This window comes from Parabacteroides goldsteinii (genome assembly GCF_020091425.1).
Lineage (GTDB): Bacteria > Bacteroidota > Bacteroidia > Bacteroidales > Tannerellaceae > Parabacteroides > Parabacteroides goldsteinii.
Genome location: NZ_CP081906.1, coordinates 5,668,273 through 5,685,260 on the forward strand (window position 1 = coordinate 5,668,273; position 16,988 = coordinate 5,685,260).

At 44.0% G+C, this 16,988-nt stretch carries 11 protein-coding genes; 10 read left to right on the forward strand and 1 reads right to left on the reverse strand.

Annotation, left to right across the window (positions count from 1 at the left end):
- The first annotated feature begins 26 nt into the window (after positions 1 to 26).
- The gene (locus K6V26_RS23380) at positions 27 to 782 is read left to right on the forward strand and encodes a succinate dehydrogenase/fumarate reductase iron-sulfur subunit (RefSeq protein ID WP_009860313.1); all 756 of its coding nucleotides are present in this window, start codon (positions 27 to 29) and stop codon (positions 780 to 782) included.
- Positions 783 to 1,080: 298 nt separating this feature from the next.
- Here K6V26_RS23380 and K6V26_RS23385 read toward each other — a convergent pair whose 3' ends face one another.
- On the reverse strand, positions 1,081 to 1,926 hold the full coding sequence (locus K6V26_RS23385; protein ID WP_009860312.1) for a helix-turn-helix domain-containing protein: 846 nt from the start codon (positions 1,924 to 1,926) through the stop codon (positions 1,081 to 1,083).
- A 240-nt stretch (positions 1,927 to 2,166) separates the two neighbouring features.
- Between K6V26_RS23385 and K6V26_RS23390 the strand changes: the two genes are divergently transcribed.
- The 9 genes from K6V26_RS23390 (at position 2,167) to K6V26_RS23430 (ending at position 16,745) form a co-directional block, all read left to right on the forward strand.
- Positions 2,167 to 3,381, forward strand: coding sequence for a radical SAM protein (locus K6V26_RS23390; protein WP_224264028.1), 1,215 nt, complete (start codon positions 2,167 to 2,169; stop codon positions 3,379 to 3,381).
- 177 nt (positions 3,382 to 3,558) lie between these two features.
- On the forward strand, positions 3,559 to 4,143 hold the full coding sequence (locus K6V26_RS23395; protein ID WP_224264029.1) for a DUF417 family protein: 585 nt from the start codon (positions 3,559 to 3,561) through the stop codon (positions 4,141 to 4,143).
- 405 nt (positions 4,144 to 4,548) lie between these two features.
- Positions 4,549 to 5,298, forward strand: coding sequence for a LiaF transmembrane domain-containing protein (locus K6V26_RS23400; protein ID WP_224264030.1), 750 nt, complete (start codon positions 4,549 to 4,551; stop codon positions 5,296 to 5,298).
- Positions 5,299 to 5,300: 2 nt separating this feature from the next.
- Positions 5,301 to 6,107: a LytR/AlgR family response regulator transcription factor gene (locus K6V26_RS23405; protein WP_010801055.1), complete on the forward strand. Its 807-nt coding sequence runs from the start codon at positions 5,301 to 5,303 to the stop codon at positions 6,105 to 6,107.
- Between the two features lie 300 nt (positions 6,108 to 6,407).
- Positions 6,408 to 7,628 carry a hypothetical protein gene (locus tag K6V26_RS23410; RefSeq protein ID WP_224264031.1) on the forward strand — a complete coding sequence of 407 codons (1,221 nt, stop codon included), beginning with the start codon at positions 6,408 to 6,410 and terminating at the stop codon, positions 7,626 to 7,628.
- 178 nt (positions 7,629 to 7,806) lie between these two features.
- A complete protein-coding gene (locus K6V26_RS23415) occupies positions 7,807 to 10,011 on the forward strand; it encodes an alpha-galactosidase (RefSeq protein ID WP_224264032.1) in 2,205 nt (734 codons plus the stop codon).
- 23 nt (positions 10,012 to 10,034) lie between these two features.
- Positions 10,035 to 12,032, forward strand: a complete 1,998-nt coding sequence (locus K6V26_RS23420; RefSeq protein WP_224264033.1) for an alpha-galactosidase — start codon at positions 10,035 to 10,037, stop codon at positions 12,030 to 12,032.
- A 21-nt stretch (positions 12,033 to 12,053) separates the two neighbouring features.
- Entirely contained in the window at positions 12,054 to 15,146 is a 3,093-nt protein-coding gene (locus K6V26_RS23425; protein ID WP_224264034.1) for a SusC/RagA family TonB-linked outer membrane protein, read from the forward strand.
- 21 nt (positions 15,147 to 15,167) lie between these two features.
- Positions 15,168 to 16,745, forward strand: coding sequence for a RagB/SusD family nutrient uptake outer membrane protein (locus K6V26_RS23430; RefSeq protein WP_224264035.1), 1,578 nt, complete (start codon positions 15,168 to 15,170; stop codon positions 16,743 to 16,745).
- Positions 16,746 to 16,988: the final 243 nt, after the last annotated feature.

Sequence of the window (16,988 nt, forward strand, 5' to 3'; positions counted from 1 at the left end):
AATCATCAATCACAAAAATTAGAATCATGGATAAAGATATAAAAGTAACACTTAAAGTTTGGCGTCAGAAAAGTCCGAAAGATAAAGGACAATTTGAGACTTACCAAATAGACAAAATCAATCAGAGTGTTTCTTTCCTGGAAATGTTAGACATTTTGAATGAACGTTTGGTCAGTGAAGGTAAAGAGCCGATCGTATTCGATCACGACTGTCGTGAAGGTATCTGCGGTATGTGTTCTTTGTATGTAAACGGACATCCGCACGGACCTGCAACCGGCGCAACTACTTGCCAGCTTTATATGCGTCGCTTCAATGATGGCGAAACTATTACAATCGAACCGTGGCGTTCTGCCGGTTTCCCGGTAATCCGCGACTTGATGGTAGACCGTTATGCTTACGATAAAATTATCCAGGCAGGTGGTTTCGTATCAGTGAACACAGGTGGTGTACCTGATGCCAATTCAATCGCTATTCCTCGTGCAGATGCTGAAATGGCTATGGATGCTGCTGCATGTATCGGTTGCGGTGCTTGTGCTGCTGCTTGTAAGAACGGTTCGGCTATGTTGTTCGTTTCTGCAAAGGTTAGCCAGTTGGCTCTGTTGCCTCAGGGTAAGGTAGAAGCTGCTCGTCGTGCGAAAGCAATGGTTGCCAAGATGGACGAACTGGGCTTCGGTAACTGTACCAACACGCGTGCTTGCGAAATGGAATGTCCGAAGAACATCTCTGTCAGCAACATCGCTCGTTTGAACCGCGAGTTCATTTGTGCTAAATTGCAAGACTAATATACATTATATATGTATGTCCGGAGAGGCGTTGCTTATGGCAGCGCCTCTTCTTTTTTGCCCCTATTTTAACATTTCTGAAGTCATAGATAAACATCTTGAATGTTGTTAGTGTTTCTTATATGCTATACAACACTAATTAGCATTTTAACTATTGACAAGTTGGAGAATACCTGTATCTTTGTACTGTGGTTTTTTCATAATAGTATTAGATTTAAGGTTAACAAAGTTGGTTAGGGCTTGTCGTGAGACAGGCTTTAATTGTTTATAGGGGTTTGCGTCCGGCATATCCCTTTTTTTAGCTCTCCCTGTATTCCTGCGGGGTCATTCCTACATGTTGCCGGAAATATTTGTTGAAGAACGAAAGGTTGTCGAAACCCAGGGCGAATGCAATTTTCTTGACCGGCATATCGGTCGATTTAAGCTGCGCTTTGGCATCCATAATGATGATATTGCTCAGGATATCCAATGCAGTCCGTCCGCTGACCTTTTTTATCACATAACAGAAATGCTGCAAGGTGATGTTGAGCCTTTTGGCGTAATAAGACACGCTATGCTCTTTCGTGTAGTTTTCCATCGCCAGTTGTACGAACTCCCGGCATATTTCCATGTTACGCGTCATGGGAGCATTGCTATATGGCGTATGATTCCTGTATAATTCAATAACCCCTTGCATGAAGATAGTAAAGATTGCCTTGATAATCTCCTTGTTCTCGATGGTTTTAGGCATGGAATAAGCATTGATCAGCAAGTCGAAAGCCTGTTGGTAGAGTAAGGATATATGTTCCGGCAGAGGCATGATCGGACTGTCGAATATGACAGGCAGATAGTTCGTAATCGTCTTTATATAATTGATATGGCTGACGAATACGGAAGAAAAGCCTGCAAAACACAGTTTTACATCATCGGAAACCTCATGTATCTGAATGAAGCAACCCGGGGGTAAGGTGATAAAGTCGTTCTTCCGGATGGTAAACTCAGTTAAGTTTACAGTCGCGTGGACTGTCCCTTGTACGCAAAGCACGAATATGCCAGCCTTGATCTTGCACGGGAAACGTCCGTACTGGTTCAGTATTTCACCTGTAATACTGTTTCCTACAATAAAATCTACGGGGAGGTCGAATTTAGGAATATTGTCTTCCATACTTTTATATACACTTAATTGAATGTACAAAGATAGTTTTTTTGAGACAAGTTAGTCGATAATCTTAAATATAGAACATCGAATCCCACAAATGGAGATTGTTTTGTGCTGTATAATAGTTGAAATTTGCGAATGTTTTCAAGTCTTGCTGATAGATTTGTTGGGATGGTATATATTTGTCTATCTGCTAAATAAGATATGGGAGCTAATACTAATAGAGAAATCTAATCGATAATAACAATGAGTACGAAAAGAACAAAGAGCTCTTTCAGGACAATGAGCACAAACAGAAAATTAGAATCTGTTTTCCTGTTTGTCACAGGACGGTGTAATGCTAAATGTAAAATGTGTTTCTATGCAGAAGACATGGATAAAAAGGAGAAAGACCTGACTTTTGAAGAAATCAAGACAATCTCCGAAACAGCCGGGCAGTTCAACCGTTTGTGGGTATCCGGCGGTGAACCGACACTGCGTGAGGAGTTACCTGAAATTATAGAGATGTTCTACAAGAATAACGAGATAAAGGACGTGAATATCCCTACCAACGGATTGAAGCCTGACCGGATCGTCGCCTGGGTAAAACAGATCCGCCGGAATTGTCCGGAACTGAATATCAACCTGAGCCTTTCTTTGGACGGTTTCGGTGATACGCATGATATACAGCGCGGCGTTCCCGGCAATTTCTACAAAGCGATGGGGACACTGAAGCTGATTGAAAAAAACTTTGCTGACGACGGCAGGGTGTTGAAAAACCTGGCCACCGTAATCACCAAATATAACGAGAATGAGGTCGAGGATCTGATGATATGGATGCTCGGACGTTTTCATCTCTCCAATCATATTATCGAAGCTGCACGCGGTATGACCCGCGACGACGGAGTGAAGGTTCTTACCGAGCCTACTCTACGCGCCTTGCAGGATAAGGTTGTTCCTATTTATAATGTATATGGGGAGCGTATGGCGGAGGAAACCGGTGGATTCAGAAAACCTATCGCCCGTTTCTTCTACCTGGGTTTCATACGTACATTATATAATGTACGTGCGACCAATATCGATCATCCGACCCCCTGGGGTATGGATTGTACGGCCGGCGAAACAACACTGGTAATAGACTATGACGGTCGTTTCCGTGCCTGTGAACTTCGCGAACCGCTCGGTAATGTAAAGGATTATGATTGCAATATCGCAAAGATTATGGAGAGCGATGCCATGAAACAGGAGATTGCCGCTATCGGTCATGGTGACAAGGCTAACTGCTGGTGTACGCATGGGTGTTGGATCACTTCATCGCTTGTTTTCAATCCCCGCAAGATGATCACGCAGGTCTATAAAGGATACCGGGAGATGAAGAAGCTGAACCGTCCTCTGAATATCAGTGAAGAGCTTTTGCAGAGCATCGAACGCAAATATGCCTTGGACGAACAGAAACTGGTGGAGCTGGGGGTTCGTAATTAAAATAGTTCCGATAACGGATCATTTATAAAGCCGGTTGACGGGAAATATACCTCTGTTAACCGGCTTTATTGTGTTTAAGGGAATAATTGTCAAATTATCCGGTAGAATTGCCATTTCCCATAGGGGAAAAATGTCGGACCTTTGCATCATAAGTTAAACTGATAAACAAAGAAAGACATGACTACTAAATTAAAAGATTTATTCGACACATTTCTGAACATTGCAGCTTCTTCACAGAAACTGGGTATTAACCTGATCCGCGTAGCTATCCTGATTATATTCGTATGGATCGGCGGGCTGAAATTCTATAATTATGAAGCGGAAGGGATCGTTCCTTTTGTGGCAAACAGTCCGTTTATGAGCTTTTTCTATGCAAAGAGTGCACCGGAATACAAAGAATATAAGTTGAAAGAAGGTGAATTCAATGAAGCCAAGCATCAGTGGCATGTAGAAAACAATACCTATATTTTTTCACATGGACTAGGCATTATGATCATGGCGATCGGTATCCTGACTTTCCTGGGTATCTTTTCTCCGAAAATTGGCTTGATAGGTTCCGGACTGGCGATCATAATGACATTGGGTACGCTTTCATTCCTGGTGACAACACCTGAAGTGTGGGTGTCCGATTTGGGAAGCGGAGAACATGGTTTCCCCTTACTGACCGGAGCAGGTCGGCTGGTAATAAAAGATACGGCAATCATAGCCGGAGCGATCGTGGTATTGTCCGACTGTGCACAACGTATATTAAAGAAGAAATAGGAACAAAAAGTGTTTATTTTAACACTTTGGAAGCAAAAAACAAACATATTGAACCTTGTTAGCTTTTCTTATAGTGTATGAAACACCATTTAGCATAAAACCTCTTGACAGGTTTGGATTAAGCAGTATATTTGCATCGTGGTTTTTTCATAATAGTATTAGATTTAAGGTTAACAAAGTTGGTTAGGGCTTGTCGTGAGACAGGCTTTAATTGTTTATAGGGGTTTGCATTCGGAAATGCAAGCCTTTTTTCTTTTAAATATGGCATTCTCTGAAAAATAACTCCCTTTTTTATCGGTAATATTCGGCAATTCACCGATATTTGACTGTAATAGGACGTATTTCTATTGCCGGAAGGCTGACAGGAGCATACTTTTGCTCTCAAACAATTAAACTGTATATCGTATGAATCTTAGGAAAAACTTATTTTGGGCCATCCCGTTTATTGTAGTGGGGGTCGTATGGATCATGAGGAACACAGGCATGATCACGGATGATCTTTTTCATATCATTGTATCCTGGCAGATGCTTGTAATGTATATAGGTATAGGGAGTATTTCCCGGAGACATTATATAGGCGGTTTGATTACCTTTTTGGTTGGTGCGGCATTTTTACTGCCACGACTGGGGTGGATGGATAGCGATTGGTTGCAGGTCTATTGGCCGGCTGCTTTTGTCATTGTCGGTTTAATGCTGATCTTCGAACCGCGTAAAAAGAACTCCTATCATTACAATAGCCGGAGAGAGGATACCGGTGGAGAAGATATCCGGGGAGATGCCGTTGCCGGTAAAGTAAAAAGTGATTTTATTAATACGGACGGATATGTGGAATCGGATAATACATTTGGCTATGTGGAACAACTTATTTTAGATCCGGTATTTAAAGGAGCCAGGATTAGAACTGTGTTTGGGGGAACGGTCCTGGATTTGCGGAAGACGAAGCTGGATAGTGCTAAAACCTATATTGATATCGATTGTAAGTTTGCCGGTGTGGAAATCTATCTTCCTGGGGATTGGGCGGTCAATTTTCATGGCAGTCCGATCATGGGGGCATGCGAGGATAAACGTTTTAATGCCTCTATGGAAATGGATAAAGAACATATACTGGTTGTACGGGGAATTGTTATGTTCGGTGGCATTGAATTTAAGAGTTGATTATGCAGACACATCCGTTTATAAATTCTGTCCTGTGTAGAATGGCTGGTGTGGCTTTGGCTGTGGTCAGTTGCAGCATAAGCGCCTTGCTCCTCTATTATTACGGACATACGGGATGGCTTGTCGCATGGTTGGATAGTCTGGTTTCGGTCGGTATATTCTGTGTCTCCGGTTTCCTGTTCTGGTATGTAACAGGCATATTGCGGCCATTACAGGCCCAGATTGCATTGGCTGTTGGCGTCCTTATCATATCCGTTACCGGAGGATATATGGCCGGGGCGCTGGTTTATCCGGATAGGATGGATTGGTTTGCATCTACCATTCCGTTCCGTATTTTGTTGGGTTTGCTGGGATGGATTATTTTGGCCCAGTGGTATTATATCCGTTGGAAGGAGTTGCAGATGGAGATACAGGAGGAACAGAGAAAAGAAGAAAATGCTCCGGCGGAAACAGGCGTATCGTCACCGGAAGAGGAAGCAATACTGGATCGCATCTCTGTGAAGGATGGCAGCCGTATCCATCTTATCCACCTGGAGGAGTTACTTTATATCCAGGCCAGCGGTGACTATGTGGCACTCTTCACGACCGACGGACAGTATATAAAAGATCAGACAATGAAATATTTTGAATCGCATCTGCCGGCAAACCTGTTTATCCGTATTCACCGTTCCTGTATCGTTAATAGCGAACAGATCATGCGTGTGGAACTGTTCGGCAAGGAAAGTTACCAGGTTCGTCTTAAAACAGGTGTCTGTCTGCGTGCCAGCCTGACCGGATACAAGTTGCTTAAAGAACGTCTTTCTCTATAGATTTGGCTGTTTTAACTGTTAAAATTAGCAGTTTTTGTCTGTATTGTATAAAGTTTTGTGTTCGGAAACAATTTTTAGCTACAATGCCCGAAAGGCTTAACATATATTGTCTGTAAAAGACTTGACAAACGCTTGTTTCAGGCTTATCTTTCTACTGTGGTTTTTTCATAATAGTATTAGATTTAAGGTTAACAAAGTTGGTTAGGGCTTGTCGTGAGACAGGCTTTAATTGTTTATAGGGGGTTCTTTTCTCATCATTTTGTATGAATCTTTGATTTTGAGGTGTTATCTTTGCAAGCTATGGAATATATAGGACTGCATGAAGATAAAATATCACTTGCTGATATTATAAAATATCTTTCTCTTTTGAAAGGTAATATGGATGAATTGAATTTGCTTGAATTCAAAACCATTAAAGGTTGGTTGGTTTATTCTTTGTCATTAGTTCTTTTGTTGTGTATACCTTGTGTAATCATTTTATTAATAACAGGTCTTTTATCCGGAAATATAGATAGCGGATTATTATTGGCTGTTTCTTTTATCCCTTTCCTCTTTATTTTGCCTTTGACATTGTTATTGACTTTCATCAACAATTACAGAAAACCCAAAAAGTTGAGGGAACTAATGCAGACGGTTTTGATGCGTTACGAATGGGATGGTCCTATCAATCAAACCGGACGGTTGCAGTTGGAATGCAGGAAGGACCATTTTCTGTTTAGAACGGAAGTTTTGCGGCAAATGAATCCCAAAGGGCGTAATGTGTCTTTGATTTTCATATCCGTTCCTTTCTATGTACCGATAGAAAAGGAGCTGATACATGCCGAAGATATAATTGCTTATCTGAAAGGCAAGTCTCTTTTCGTGATTGAGCCAGATATGGCATGTTTGGGAATGTCGTTTAAAATGTTTCAGAAACTGGATTTGCGTGAAGATATTGATCAGTTGATTTATGTGATGAAACGTTTTTCCCTTCGCCCCGGAACACTCTTCAAGGCGCAGGATATAACTTTGAAAGTTCCTGAAACACTGGAAATACAGGCACTGTTTATTTTCGGTCAAAAAATAGACCAAAGGTTTCTGAATTGGGCTAACCTGATGCTTGATGCCGGATTTGTGAGTGATAATATGAAAATTATGGCTGAACAAGCATCTCTGACTCTCCCTCAAAAAGAATTGAAGAAAAGAGTGGAGGTGATTTTCCTGGAGTTTAATTTGTATTTCTCTAAAGAGACTGCATTAAATAATTATTTGATATTCCTTATACTGGAAGAACAGGAAGAACGAAGGTCTGTTTTGGAGATTATACAATGTCTGGCCAGTCTCTATCAATCTTCCAGGCTGCCTCTGTTGCAAGAATATGATCTGTTATATAAAGCTAAAAGGGCATTGGATGAAACAGGAGAACAAAATTTCTGGACGGCAGACCCGCCTTTGACGGTCGATAATGTGGATACTTATATATTAACCTATTTGACCAGAAGGCTAGCTGACCTGATAGCCTCTCGAGAAAAGGATCAGTGATCGATCATCCCTTTGTAACAGATGCGTCAAAAAATGACGTAAATGTTGCATTTTTATTAAACCTCTATGAATTAAGCGCATAATTACAAATAATTGGCGAGTTCGTGCTTTTTGTGCTATTGTTTATTGATTTAGTTTGCACCATCAACCTTGAATAAGTAAAATAAATTTGATAGACATGAAAGCACTATTGTTAACTGTTGCCCTGCTGCTGGGGTGCGTAACCGTTTCCTCACAGGATAAAGATACAGGGATAATTACCGTCTCTACAAACGATCTGAGTATGGTCTTTTCGATCTCTCCGGATAAGAAAGTAGTGTATAACTATTTTGGCGATAAATTCCAGGACGTTTCCCCTTTCCTTCATAAGAAGTATAAAGAACAACCGGATAACGGAATCGGTTATGCTCCGGTAATCTATCCGGCTTACGGAGGACGTTTCTTCCTGAATCCGGCATTGAAACTGACCCATGACGACGGCGTTCAGACAACCGAATTAATATATGCAGCTCATCAGGTAAAGAATATAGATAATAATAGAATAGAAACAGTGATACAATTGAAAGATCCTTTGTATCCGGTTTTCGTTAACCTGAACTTCACGGCTTATCAGAAAGAAAATGTAATCTGCCAGTCAGTCTCCATATCCCATCAGGAGAAAAACAAGCTGGCTGTCGAGAATATTGCCTCCGCTTATCTTCCCCTTCATGCAGATTCTTATTATCTGACCCATTTCCACGGGGCCTGGGCTTCCGAAATGCAACTGGTAGAAGAACAACTGACACCGGGTGTGAAACGGGTGGAATCCAAGAAGGGGATACGTACTACCCAGTCTGAAAACTCTTCTTTCCTGCTTTCCCTGAATGGCCCTGCCAATGAAGACATGGGCGAAGTGTATGCCGGCTCCCTGGCCTGGTCGGGTAACTATCTGTCTTCCTTTGAGATAGACGAATGCGGTTTGTTGCATGTCATGAGCGGGATGAATGATTTTGCCTCTACTTATAATCTGGAACCGGGTAAAACGTTGCAGACTCCGGAAATGGTCTGGACATATAGTTCTACCGGTAAGGGACAGGTATCGAGAAACCTCCACGACTGGTCGCGTAACTATGCATCGGCCCATGGAGATCAGGAATTGCCTATCGTCCTGAATAGCTGGGAAGGCGCTTATTTCGATTTTAATGAAAAAACGATTACGGATATGATCGATGACGCTGCTGCTTTCGGCGTTGAAATGTTCGTACTCGATGACGGATGGTTCGGAAATAAATATCCCCGCAATTCGGATAAGGTTGGTTTGGGCGATTGGCAGGTGAACAGGAAAAAACTGCCACGCGGAATCGATTATCTGGCGAAGCATGCGGTAAGTAAAGGATTGAAGTTCGGTATCTGGATTGAGCCTGAAATGGTAAGTCCCAAGAGTGAACTGGCAGAGAAGCATCCGGAATGGATCGTCAAGAGCGGTAAACGTGATATAATCCCGATGCGTAACCAGTGGTTACTCGATTTGAGTAATCCGGAGGTACAGGACTTTGTTGTAAAGACGTTTGATGAAGTGATCGCTTTGTCTCCTGATATCTCTTATATAAAATGGGATGCAAACCGTCATGTGGACAATTTCGGTTCCGAATATCTGTCCAAAGAAAATCAGACTCATTTCTGGATTGACTATACAAAGGGCTTGTACAGTGTTTACGAACGGATTCGTGCAAAACACCCGGATGTTCTTATTCAGTTGTGTTCTTCGGGTGGCGGCCGTCTCGACTTCGGTGCATTGAAATATCATGACGAGTTCTGGGCTAGCGATAACACCAATTCGCTTGACCGTATATTCATCCAATACAGCACAAATCTTTTCTTCCCGGCAAAGGCTACGGCCGCCCATGTTTCGACTACTCCGAATCATCAGACGGGTATGATGGCGCCGCTGAAGTTCCGTTTTGATGTGGCTATGACAGGCCGCCTGGGCATGGAGCTGCAACCCAAAGACTTGACCGGCGACGAACTACCTTTCGCTGAGCAAGCTATAAAGAATTATAAACGTATCCGCCCGATCGTACAGTTTGGAGACCTCTATCGCCTGAAATCTCCTTACGACGGAACCGGCTGGGCTTCACATATGTATATATCTAAGGATAAAAAGGAATCGGTGTTTTTTGCTTATAGCCTGAAATACCACGGACGTACAACATTCTTTGAGACCAGATTGAAAGGACTGGACCCGGCTAAAATGTATAAGATCACAGAGTTGAACAAAGCCGGGAACAGCACCTTCTATGGCGACGGTCAGGTTTTCCCCGGTGATTATCTGATGAAAGCCGGAATCAGCCTGACGATAGGGAATACTTATGAAAGTACCGTTCTGTTGATAACGGAACAATGAAACTATCTATAAATTATCAATACATGAAACTCATCAATTTAAATCTGCTGCTATTGCTCGCCCTGCTTGTATCCTGCGGCGAATCATCCGTTTCTTCGGGAAAGTGGACGGTTAGCTATGACCAGGTGCAGAAAGGCCACCGTATCGAGAAGGAGAACCAGCTTCTTTCCGATGGGGTTTATGCCTCCTACAAGTTGGGTAATAAGTTGGTCACGACCCGTGACTACAAAAAGAGCAGTTCGAAAGTCACCGCTATCAGCGATGCTTTCGGTCAGGGTTCATTGTTGCAGGTGACCTACACGGATAGCAACCTGCCTACGCTTGTACAATCTTTCTACATCTATCCGGAGAAAGATTATCTGCTGACGGAATTTACTCTTCAGGGAGGAGCCGCTGACGTTGAATCGAATTATATGGCCCCGGTTACTATCGACCGCATGCCGGCCGTGTTGACTGAAGGTGATAATCGCGCGTTATTCCAGCCTTTCGATAACGATTGCTGGATACGTTATCAGTCTCATCCGCTCACTTTCGATCAATTACGTAGCTATGAAGTAGCGACTGTCTTCAACAACGACGACCGTAAAGGTTTTGTCATCGGTTCAGTGGAACACTCCGACTGGAAGACCGGTATCGATATGGGGAAAGGCGACCGTAATAATATCGGTTCATTGGTTTGCTTCGGCGGCGTTGCCGATTCGTTGACACGCGACTCTAAGGCACACGGTGCTTTAAAAGGAAAAATGGTAAAGTCTCCTAAGGTATTTTTCGGTATCTTCAACGACTGGCGTGCCGGACTGGAAGAGTATGGAAAAGCGAATGCGGTGGTTGCCCCTGTAAAAAGATGGCCAGGTGCCGTTACCTTTGGCTGGAACAGCTGGGGCGCGTTACAGTTCAGGCTGAATCATCAGAATGCAATTGAAGTGTCCGACTTCTTCAAAGAAAACCTGCAAAATAACTATTTCGTCAATACAGACGGGAATGTGACGATCGGCCTCGATTCAGGCTGGAACAGTTTCACGGAAGAAGAGTTGAAGGACTTCGTGAATCATTGTACTGCCAACGGCCAGATTCCAGGTGTATACTGGACGCCTTTCACCGATTGGGGAAAACACCCCGAACGGACGATTAAAGACGCTCCTGACTATAAATTCCAGGATGTCTACCTCTACGCCAATGGCCAGCCGCAGGAACTGGACGGTGCTTATGCCATCGACCCGACCCATCCGGCTATTGAGGAGATGATGAAGAAAACATCCGATCTTTTCCGCCGTTGCGGTTTCAAGTATGTAAAGATGGACTTTATGACGCATGGTGCGATGGAAGCCGACAAATGGTATAACCCGGAAATCCGTACAGGTATCCAGGGATATAATTACGGTATGCAGTTGCTGAATAAGTATTTCGGTGATATGTATCTTAACTTATCCATCTCGCCTGTATTCCCGGCCCATTATGCCAACTCACGCCGTATCGCCTGTGATGCCTGGAACAAGATCAAGGATACCGAGTATACGCTGAATGCCCTTTCTTACGGATGGTGGCAGGATGAGGTGTATCAGTATAATGATGCCGACCACCTGGTGTTGCGCGAAGCTACCGAAGGCGAAAACCGTGCCCGTATCACTTCCGGCGCCATTACCGGACTTTATATCGTTGGCGACGATTTCAGCAAAGGCGGCAAACAGATCGACAAGGATCGTGCCTTGAAATTCCTGACGAACCCGGATGTGAATGCCGTAGCCAAAGGGGTTTCTTTCTCTCCGGTAGAAGGAAACGGTGAAAAATCGGAACATCAATTTATTCATCATGATGCAGATGGTACATCTTATTTTGCTATCTTTAATTATTCGGAAGATGAGATGAATGCCACTATTTCACTGGAACGTATGGGACTTGACCCTGCGGCAAACTATCAGGCCAAAGAGCTCTGGAGTGGAAATGAACAACCGGTAAAGGAAAAACTAACTGTGACGGTCCCTGCCAAGGATGCGTTGCTTTATAAAATCAGAAACAACTAAATGTTCTTAAATTTATCAATTATGAAACAGATCAAGCTTTTTAGTATTTTGATGATGCTTGTGTTATGCTGCGGTACCGTTTTCGCACAGGGCATAACGATAACAGGTACAATCACCGACGCTAAAACGTCGGAGTCGCTCCCGGGAGCGAGCGTTGTTCTCAAGGGAACAACGCAAGGGACTATATCGGATATGGATGGAAAATATTCCATCTCTGCAACACCGGGCGCCACACTGGTGATCAGCTATATCGGATATGACACCAAAGAAGTAAAAGTTGGAAACCAGAATGTTATTAACGTAACTCTTTCGGAAGACTCGCAATCTATCGACGAAGTTGTGATTGTAGGTGCTTCCATGAAGAAAAGCGACCTGACCGGTGCTATCTCCCATGTTGACGCCAAGGTGTTGGAGGAAAGACCGGTAACAACCGTCAACGAGGCCCTTCAGGGACGTGTTGCCGGTGTCTTGATCACTAAGGGAACCCGTCCGGGCGACGATTCCAGCATCAAGATCCGTGGTGTGAATACGATTAACTCAGGCTCGGACCCCATCTACGTTGTCGATGGTTTGGTGATGGGCAATGGTTATGGTGGTTTTAATGCGATCAATGTAAACGATGTCGCTTCGGTACAGGTATTGAAAGATGCCTCGGCTACGGCTCTTTACGGTTCGCGTGGTGCTAACGGTGTAGTTCTTATCACGACCAAGAAAGGTAAGATTGGCGAAGGACGCGTAACCTATGACGGATGGGTAGGTTTCTCTAAAATCACCCAGCGTCCGAAGACACTGAATGCACAGCAGTTGTTCGACCTGCGTGTGGATGCTTTTGCCAATGGTTACATGCATGATAATCCAACGGCAAACCGCCAGGATTATATCGACAATACGCTGATGAAAACCAATACGGCTTTCTCCGATGCTGAATTTGAAACGTATCGTTCGGGCAAAAGCTACAACTGGCTCGACGAAGTGATCAGCAGCGGTTTCCAGCAGAACCATTCCGTAAGTTTTTCCAATGCAACGGAAAAGAACAACGTTTATATCAGTTTCGATTACGCCAATATCGATGGATTGATCGGTGATTCGAAAGAAAAGAAATATTCCGGTCGTGTCAATGCGGAATCGATGATCAAACCGTGGTTGAAGATCGGTACGAACTCTTCTTTCTCACGTACGGAAAACAATTTGCCGACAGACGACGTGTACGACAAGGCGCTGAATGCAAACCCGTTGCTGAATCCGGAACCGTTCCGCGATCCGTCGACCCGCTATACCTGGGATTATCTGACACTGTATTACCGTGTCCACAATGAAGGAAACAACAACGATTATAACCCGTTCAACTCGCAGGAAGTAGCCCGTGAACGTGCCCGTAACCGTTTCCTTTCATCCAATTACATCAACATCAATCCGATTGAAGGACTGAATATCCGTTCAACTTTCGCGCTGGACGTTTCTTCACAGACATGGTTCGAATATACACCGAGCTACATCCAGGAAGCGATCCGCCATTATAACGGTGATGCAAGAGCAAAACATGAAAGATGGTCACAGCTGAACTGGCAGTGGGATAACACGATCACTTACGATAAGACGATCAACAAACACCGCATGAACTTTCTGTTCGGTACGAGTACGACTAAGAATACCGAAAACTATACAAAAGCGCAGGGCGACCGTTTCGCCAGCGACGACCTGTTGTGGAACGACCTGAAAGGTGCTGCCGCCAACGATAAAAAAGAACTTGATTCAGATTTCAAGGGCAATACCCTCGTTTCTGTTTTGGGTAGAGTGAACTACAATTATGACCTGCGTTATTACCTGACGGCAACGGCCCGTTACGACGGTTCTTCCAAGTTTGCCGAAGGCCACCGTTGGGGTGTCCTGCCTTCTTTCTCTGCTGCATGGGATGTGACGAATGAAGCGTTTATGGAAGACCAGACAATCTTTGACCGTTTGAAAATGCGTGTCGGTTACGGTGTGGTTGGTAACCAGGATATCGAAAACTATGCGTATCGTACGCTTTATTTCTCTTCTGTCAGCAACGGTGAGGCTTCTTACGCGACCAGTGGTTTGAGAGGTACGCCTGCCATCACTTGGGAAAAACAGAAACAAACGAATATCGGTGTCGATATGGCATTTCTGAACGATCGTTTGAACGTTTCTCTGGACGGGTTCTTTATCAAGAACGATAACTTGCTGATGAAACATTCATTGCCGTTGACTTCCGGTTACAGTGAAACATGGGAGAATATCGGTTCTGTGAAGAATAAAGGTTTCGAAGCGACTATCAACGCAACCCCGATACAGACAAGAGACTTTACCTGGAATGTAAATGCTAACATCTCCTTTGACAAGAACGAGGTTTCGAAACTGTATGGCGATGTAAAGGAAATCCTGAACGGTTCCGACCGTGAGAAGAACATCTTCCTGGGCGAATCGCTGAATAACATTTATACTTATAAAACAGGCGGTATTGCTAATGAGTCGAACCGTAGCCAATGGGAAAATCTGGATTTCAACGGTAAACATGTCAGCTTGGGTGACTTGTTCCCATTGGATGTTTCCGGTCCTGACGGTGTGCCCGACGGCGTAGTCGACCAGCTTGACCGTGTAGTGGTGGGTAAGAAAGACCCGAAATTCTACGGTGGATTTGCAACAGACTTCAACTATAAAGGTATCACCCTGAATGCTGTTTTCAATTATTCTTATGGGGCGAAGAAGATCAGTTCTTATTATGAAACATTGATTAACAGTACAGGTACAAGCATGGCTTCCGAAGATTTGCTGAATCGTTGGACACCGGAAAATACAGGAGCCTCCGTTCCCCGCGTGATCGCCAATACCAGCAGCGGCTACAACCGTTACAACCCGTCGGATATGGATTACACGATCCAGAATGCATCTTATCTGCGTTTGTCTACCCTGACATTGGCTTATTCATTCCCGAAGCCTTTGTTGAGCCAGATCAAAGTAGAAAACCTGCGTGTTTACTTCACTGCATCCAACTTGTTCTGTATCACCAAATACAAGGGGTTCGATCCTGAAACAGGCGACTACGGTTATCCTCCGACAAAGATGTATGTGTTAGGTTTAAACTTTAGTTTTTAATGGAATAAATAGGAAGCAATTATGAAAAAGAGATATAATTTAATCGGATTACTGGCTTTGGCGCTTACAGCCGGGATCACCACATCTTGTTCCGATTTCCTGACACAGGAGAACAAGAAAGCACTGACAGAAGAGCAGATCTATTCAGATGTCGAGTTTATCGAACTGAATCTGAAAGGTATATACAATACCTGGCGTGATAACACCCGCCAGGATGAACGGGCCTGGTTCCTGATGACCGGTACCGATGAAATCCAACGTGGAGCCCTTCAGAATAAAGGAGGCGGTGAAGGCGCGGCAATGGACCGTTACGATGCTAATATGAATTCATTGCATAGTAAGGTAAAAGATCAGTGGAACAAACGTTTCCCAATTGTTACTGCCGCTGCCAAGATTATCCGTGCATTGGATACTCCTGAACTGGTTGAGGGATCGAAAGAAGCCGGACTTTTGGGTGAAGCCTGTTTCGTCCGTGGTTTCGTCGATTATGAACTGGCTATGTACTGGGGTGAAATTCCTATCATCGACCTGGATAAGCTGGATGAAACGGGTTATGGCCGGCAGCCGCTGACCGATGTATGGCAATTCATTATCAACGACCTGGAAAAGGCTGCTAAGTATGCTCCGAAAACCAATACCGCCGGTCGTGCTACTTCCGGTGCCGGTTACACTATGCTGGGTAAAGCCTATATGTCTGCCCCGGTTGAAACAGGGCTCCGTGACTTCAATAAGGCAAAGGAATGCTTTGAAGCGGTAATAGGTATGGGATACCAACTGGTTCCTTATGCCGATCTGTGGAATTACGAAAAACCGAATACAGCCGAGTCTATCTACGAATTTCAGTTCAACAATAACCCGAACCGTAATCAGATTCAGTTTCAGATCGGTTCGCGTGTAGCACAGAACTGGTGGACCGATGGTTGTTATTTTGCTGGCTACGACCATGTAGTTGTTACTGAATATGCTTATGAAACCGTAGAGAACGGCGGTATTTGGGAAGACGGCGATGTTCGTAAAGAAGAAAGTATCCGCTACGATTTCACTTATTATGGCGAAGTTCCCAACTATGAATGTGTTGCCTGGGAAGACCTGGGTGAAGACCATGACGAGTTGAAACCGCATGTAAAGAAATATGAAGATTTCCGTACCGACCAGCATTCCGGACTGGGTATCAATAATATGTGGAACTCGGGTAAGAATATCCCGGTTATCCGTTATGCCGATGTGCTTCTCAGTTATGCTGAATGTCTGAATGAATTGGGACAAACCGGGCAGGCTGTCGAAAAGGTAAACGAAGTGCGTAACCGTGCGTGGGGCTTTAGTATCCCGGCTGATAAGAAATGGGATGCAGGCATGTCGCAAGATGTTTTCCGTACAAAGATATTGGATGAACGTATCCGTGAGTTTCTGGGTGAGAACTGGCGCCGTGCCGACCTGATCCGTACAGGCAAGTTTGTCGAGTATATTAAGGAACGCAATAAATGGGCAAAACGTTCGGGTACGATACAGGATTATAATGTCCGTTATCCGATACCTAACGAAGAGATCGAACAGAATCCGGACATGACGCAAGACGATCAGAACCCGGGTTACAGATAGTAGTAGGGCTGCCCCCGTTTCCTAAGGAAGAAACTATAGTTTCCTCCTTAGGAAACTACAGTTCCCCAGGCAGGAAATTACAGTTTCCTCCGCAGGAAACGGGAGTTTCCAAAACAGGGAACTACGAGGGAACTGTAATCGACTAAGCACTAGTCGATAATGGCAAAAAGATTGTAAGAAGAAAAACACCGGGGAGGCATGTCTTTGCCCGGTGTTTTATTTACTAACCGAATTAAGCTAATA

Bases quoted from the DNA above. Each gene is read 5' to 3' on its own strand.
- K6V26_RS23395 (WP_224264029.1), top strand. From the start codon at position 3,559: ATGACTACTAAATTAAAAGATTTATTCGACACATTTCTGAACATTGCA.
- K6V26_RS23410 (WP_224264031.1), top strand. From the start codon at position 6,408: ATGGAATATATAGGACTGCATGAAGATAAAATATCACTTGCTGATATT.
- K6V26_RS23380 (WP_009860313.1), top strand. From the start codon at position 27: ATGGATAAAGATATAAAAGTAACACTTAAAGTTTGGCGTCAGAAAAGT.
- K6V26_RS23425 (WP_224264034.1), top strand. From the start codon at position 12,054: ATGAAACAGATCAAGCTTTTTAGTATTTTGATGATGCTTGTGTTATGC.
- K6V26_RS23385 (WP_009860312.1), bottom strand. From the start codon at position 1,926: ATGGAAGACAATATTCCTAAATTCGACCTCCCCGTAGATTTTATTGTA.
- K6V26_RS23405 (WP_010801055.1), top strand. From the start codon at position 5,301: ATGCAGACACATCCGTTTATAAATTCTGTCCTGTGTAGAATGGCTGGT.
- K6V26_RS23420 (WP_224264033.1), top strand. From the start codon at position 10,035: ATGAAACTCATCAATTTAAATCTGCTGCTATTGCTCGCCCTGCTTGTA.
- K6V26_RS23430 (WP_224264035.1), top strand. From the start codon at position 15,168: ATGAAAAAGAGATATAATTTAATCGGATTACTGGCTTTGGCGCTTACA.
- K6V26_RS23415 (WP_224264032.1), top strand. From the start codon at position 7,807: ATGAAAGCACTATTGTTAACTGTTGCCCTGCTGCTGGGGTGCGTAACC.
- K6V26_RS23400 (WP_224264030.1), top strand. From the start codon at position 4,549: ATGAATCTTAGGAAAAACTTATTTTGGGCCATCCCGTTTATTGTAGTG.
- K6V26_RS23390 (WP_224264028.1), top strand. From the start codon at position 2,167: ATGAGTACGAAAAGAACAAAGAGCTCTTTCAGGACAATGAGCACAAAC.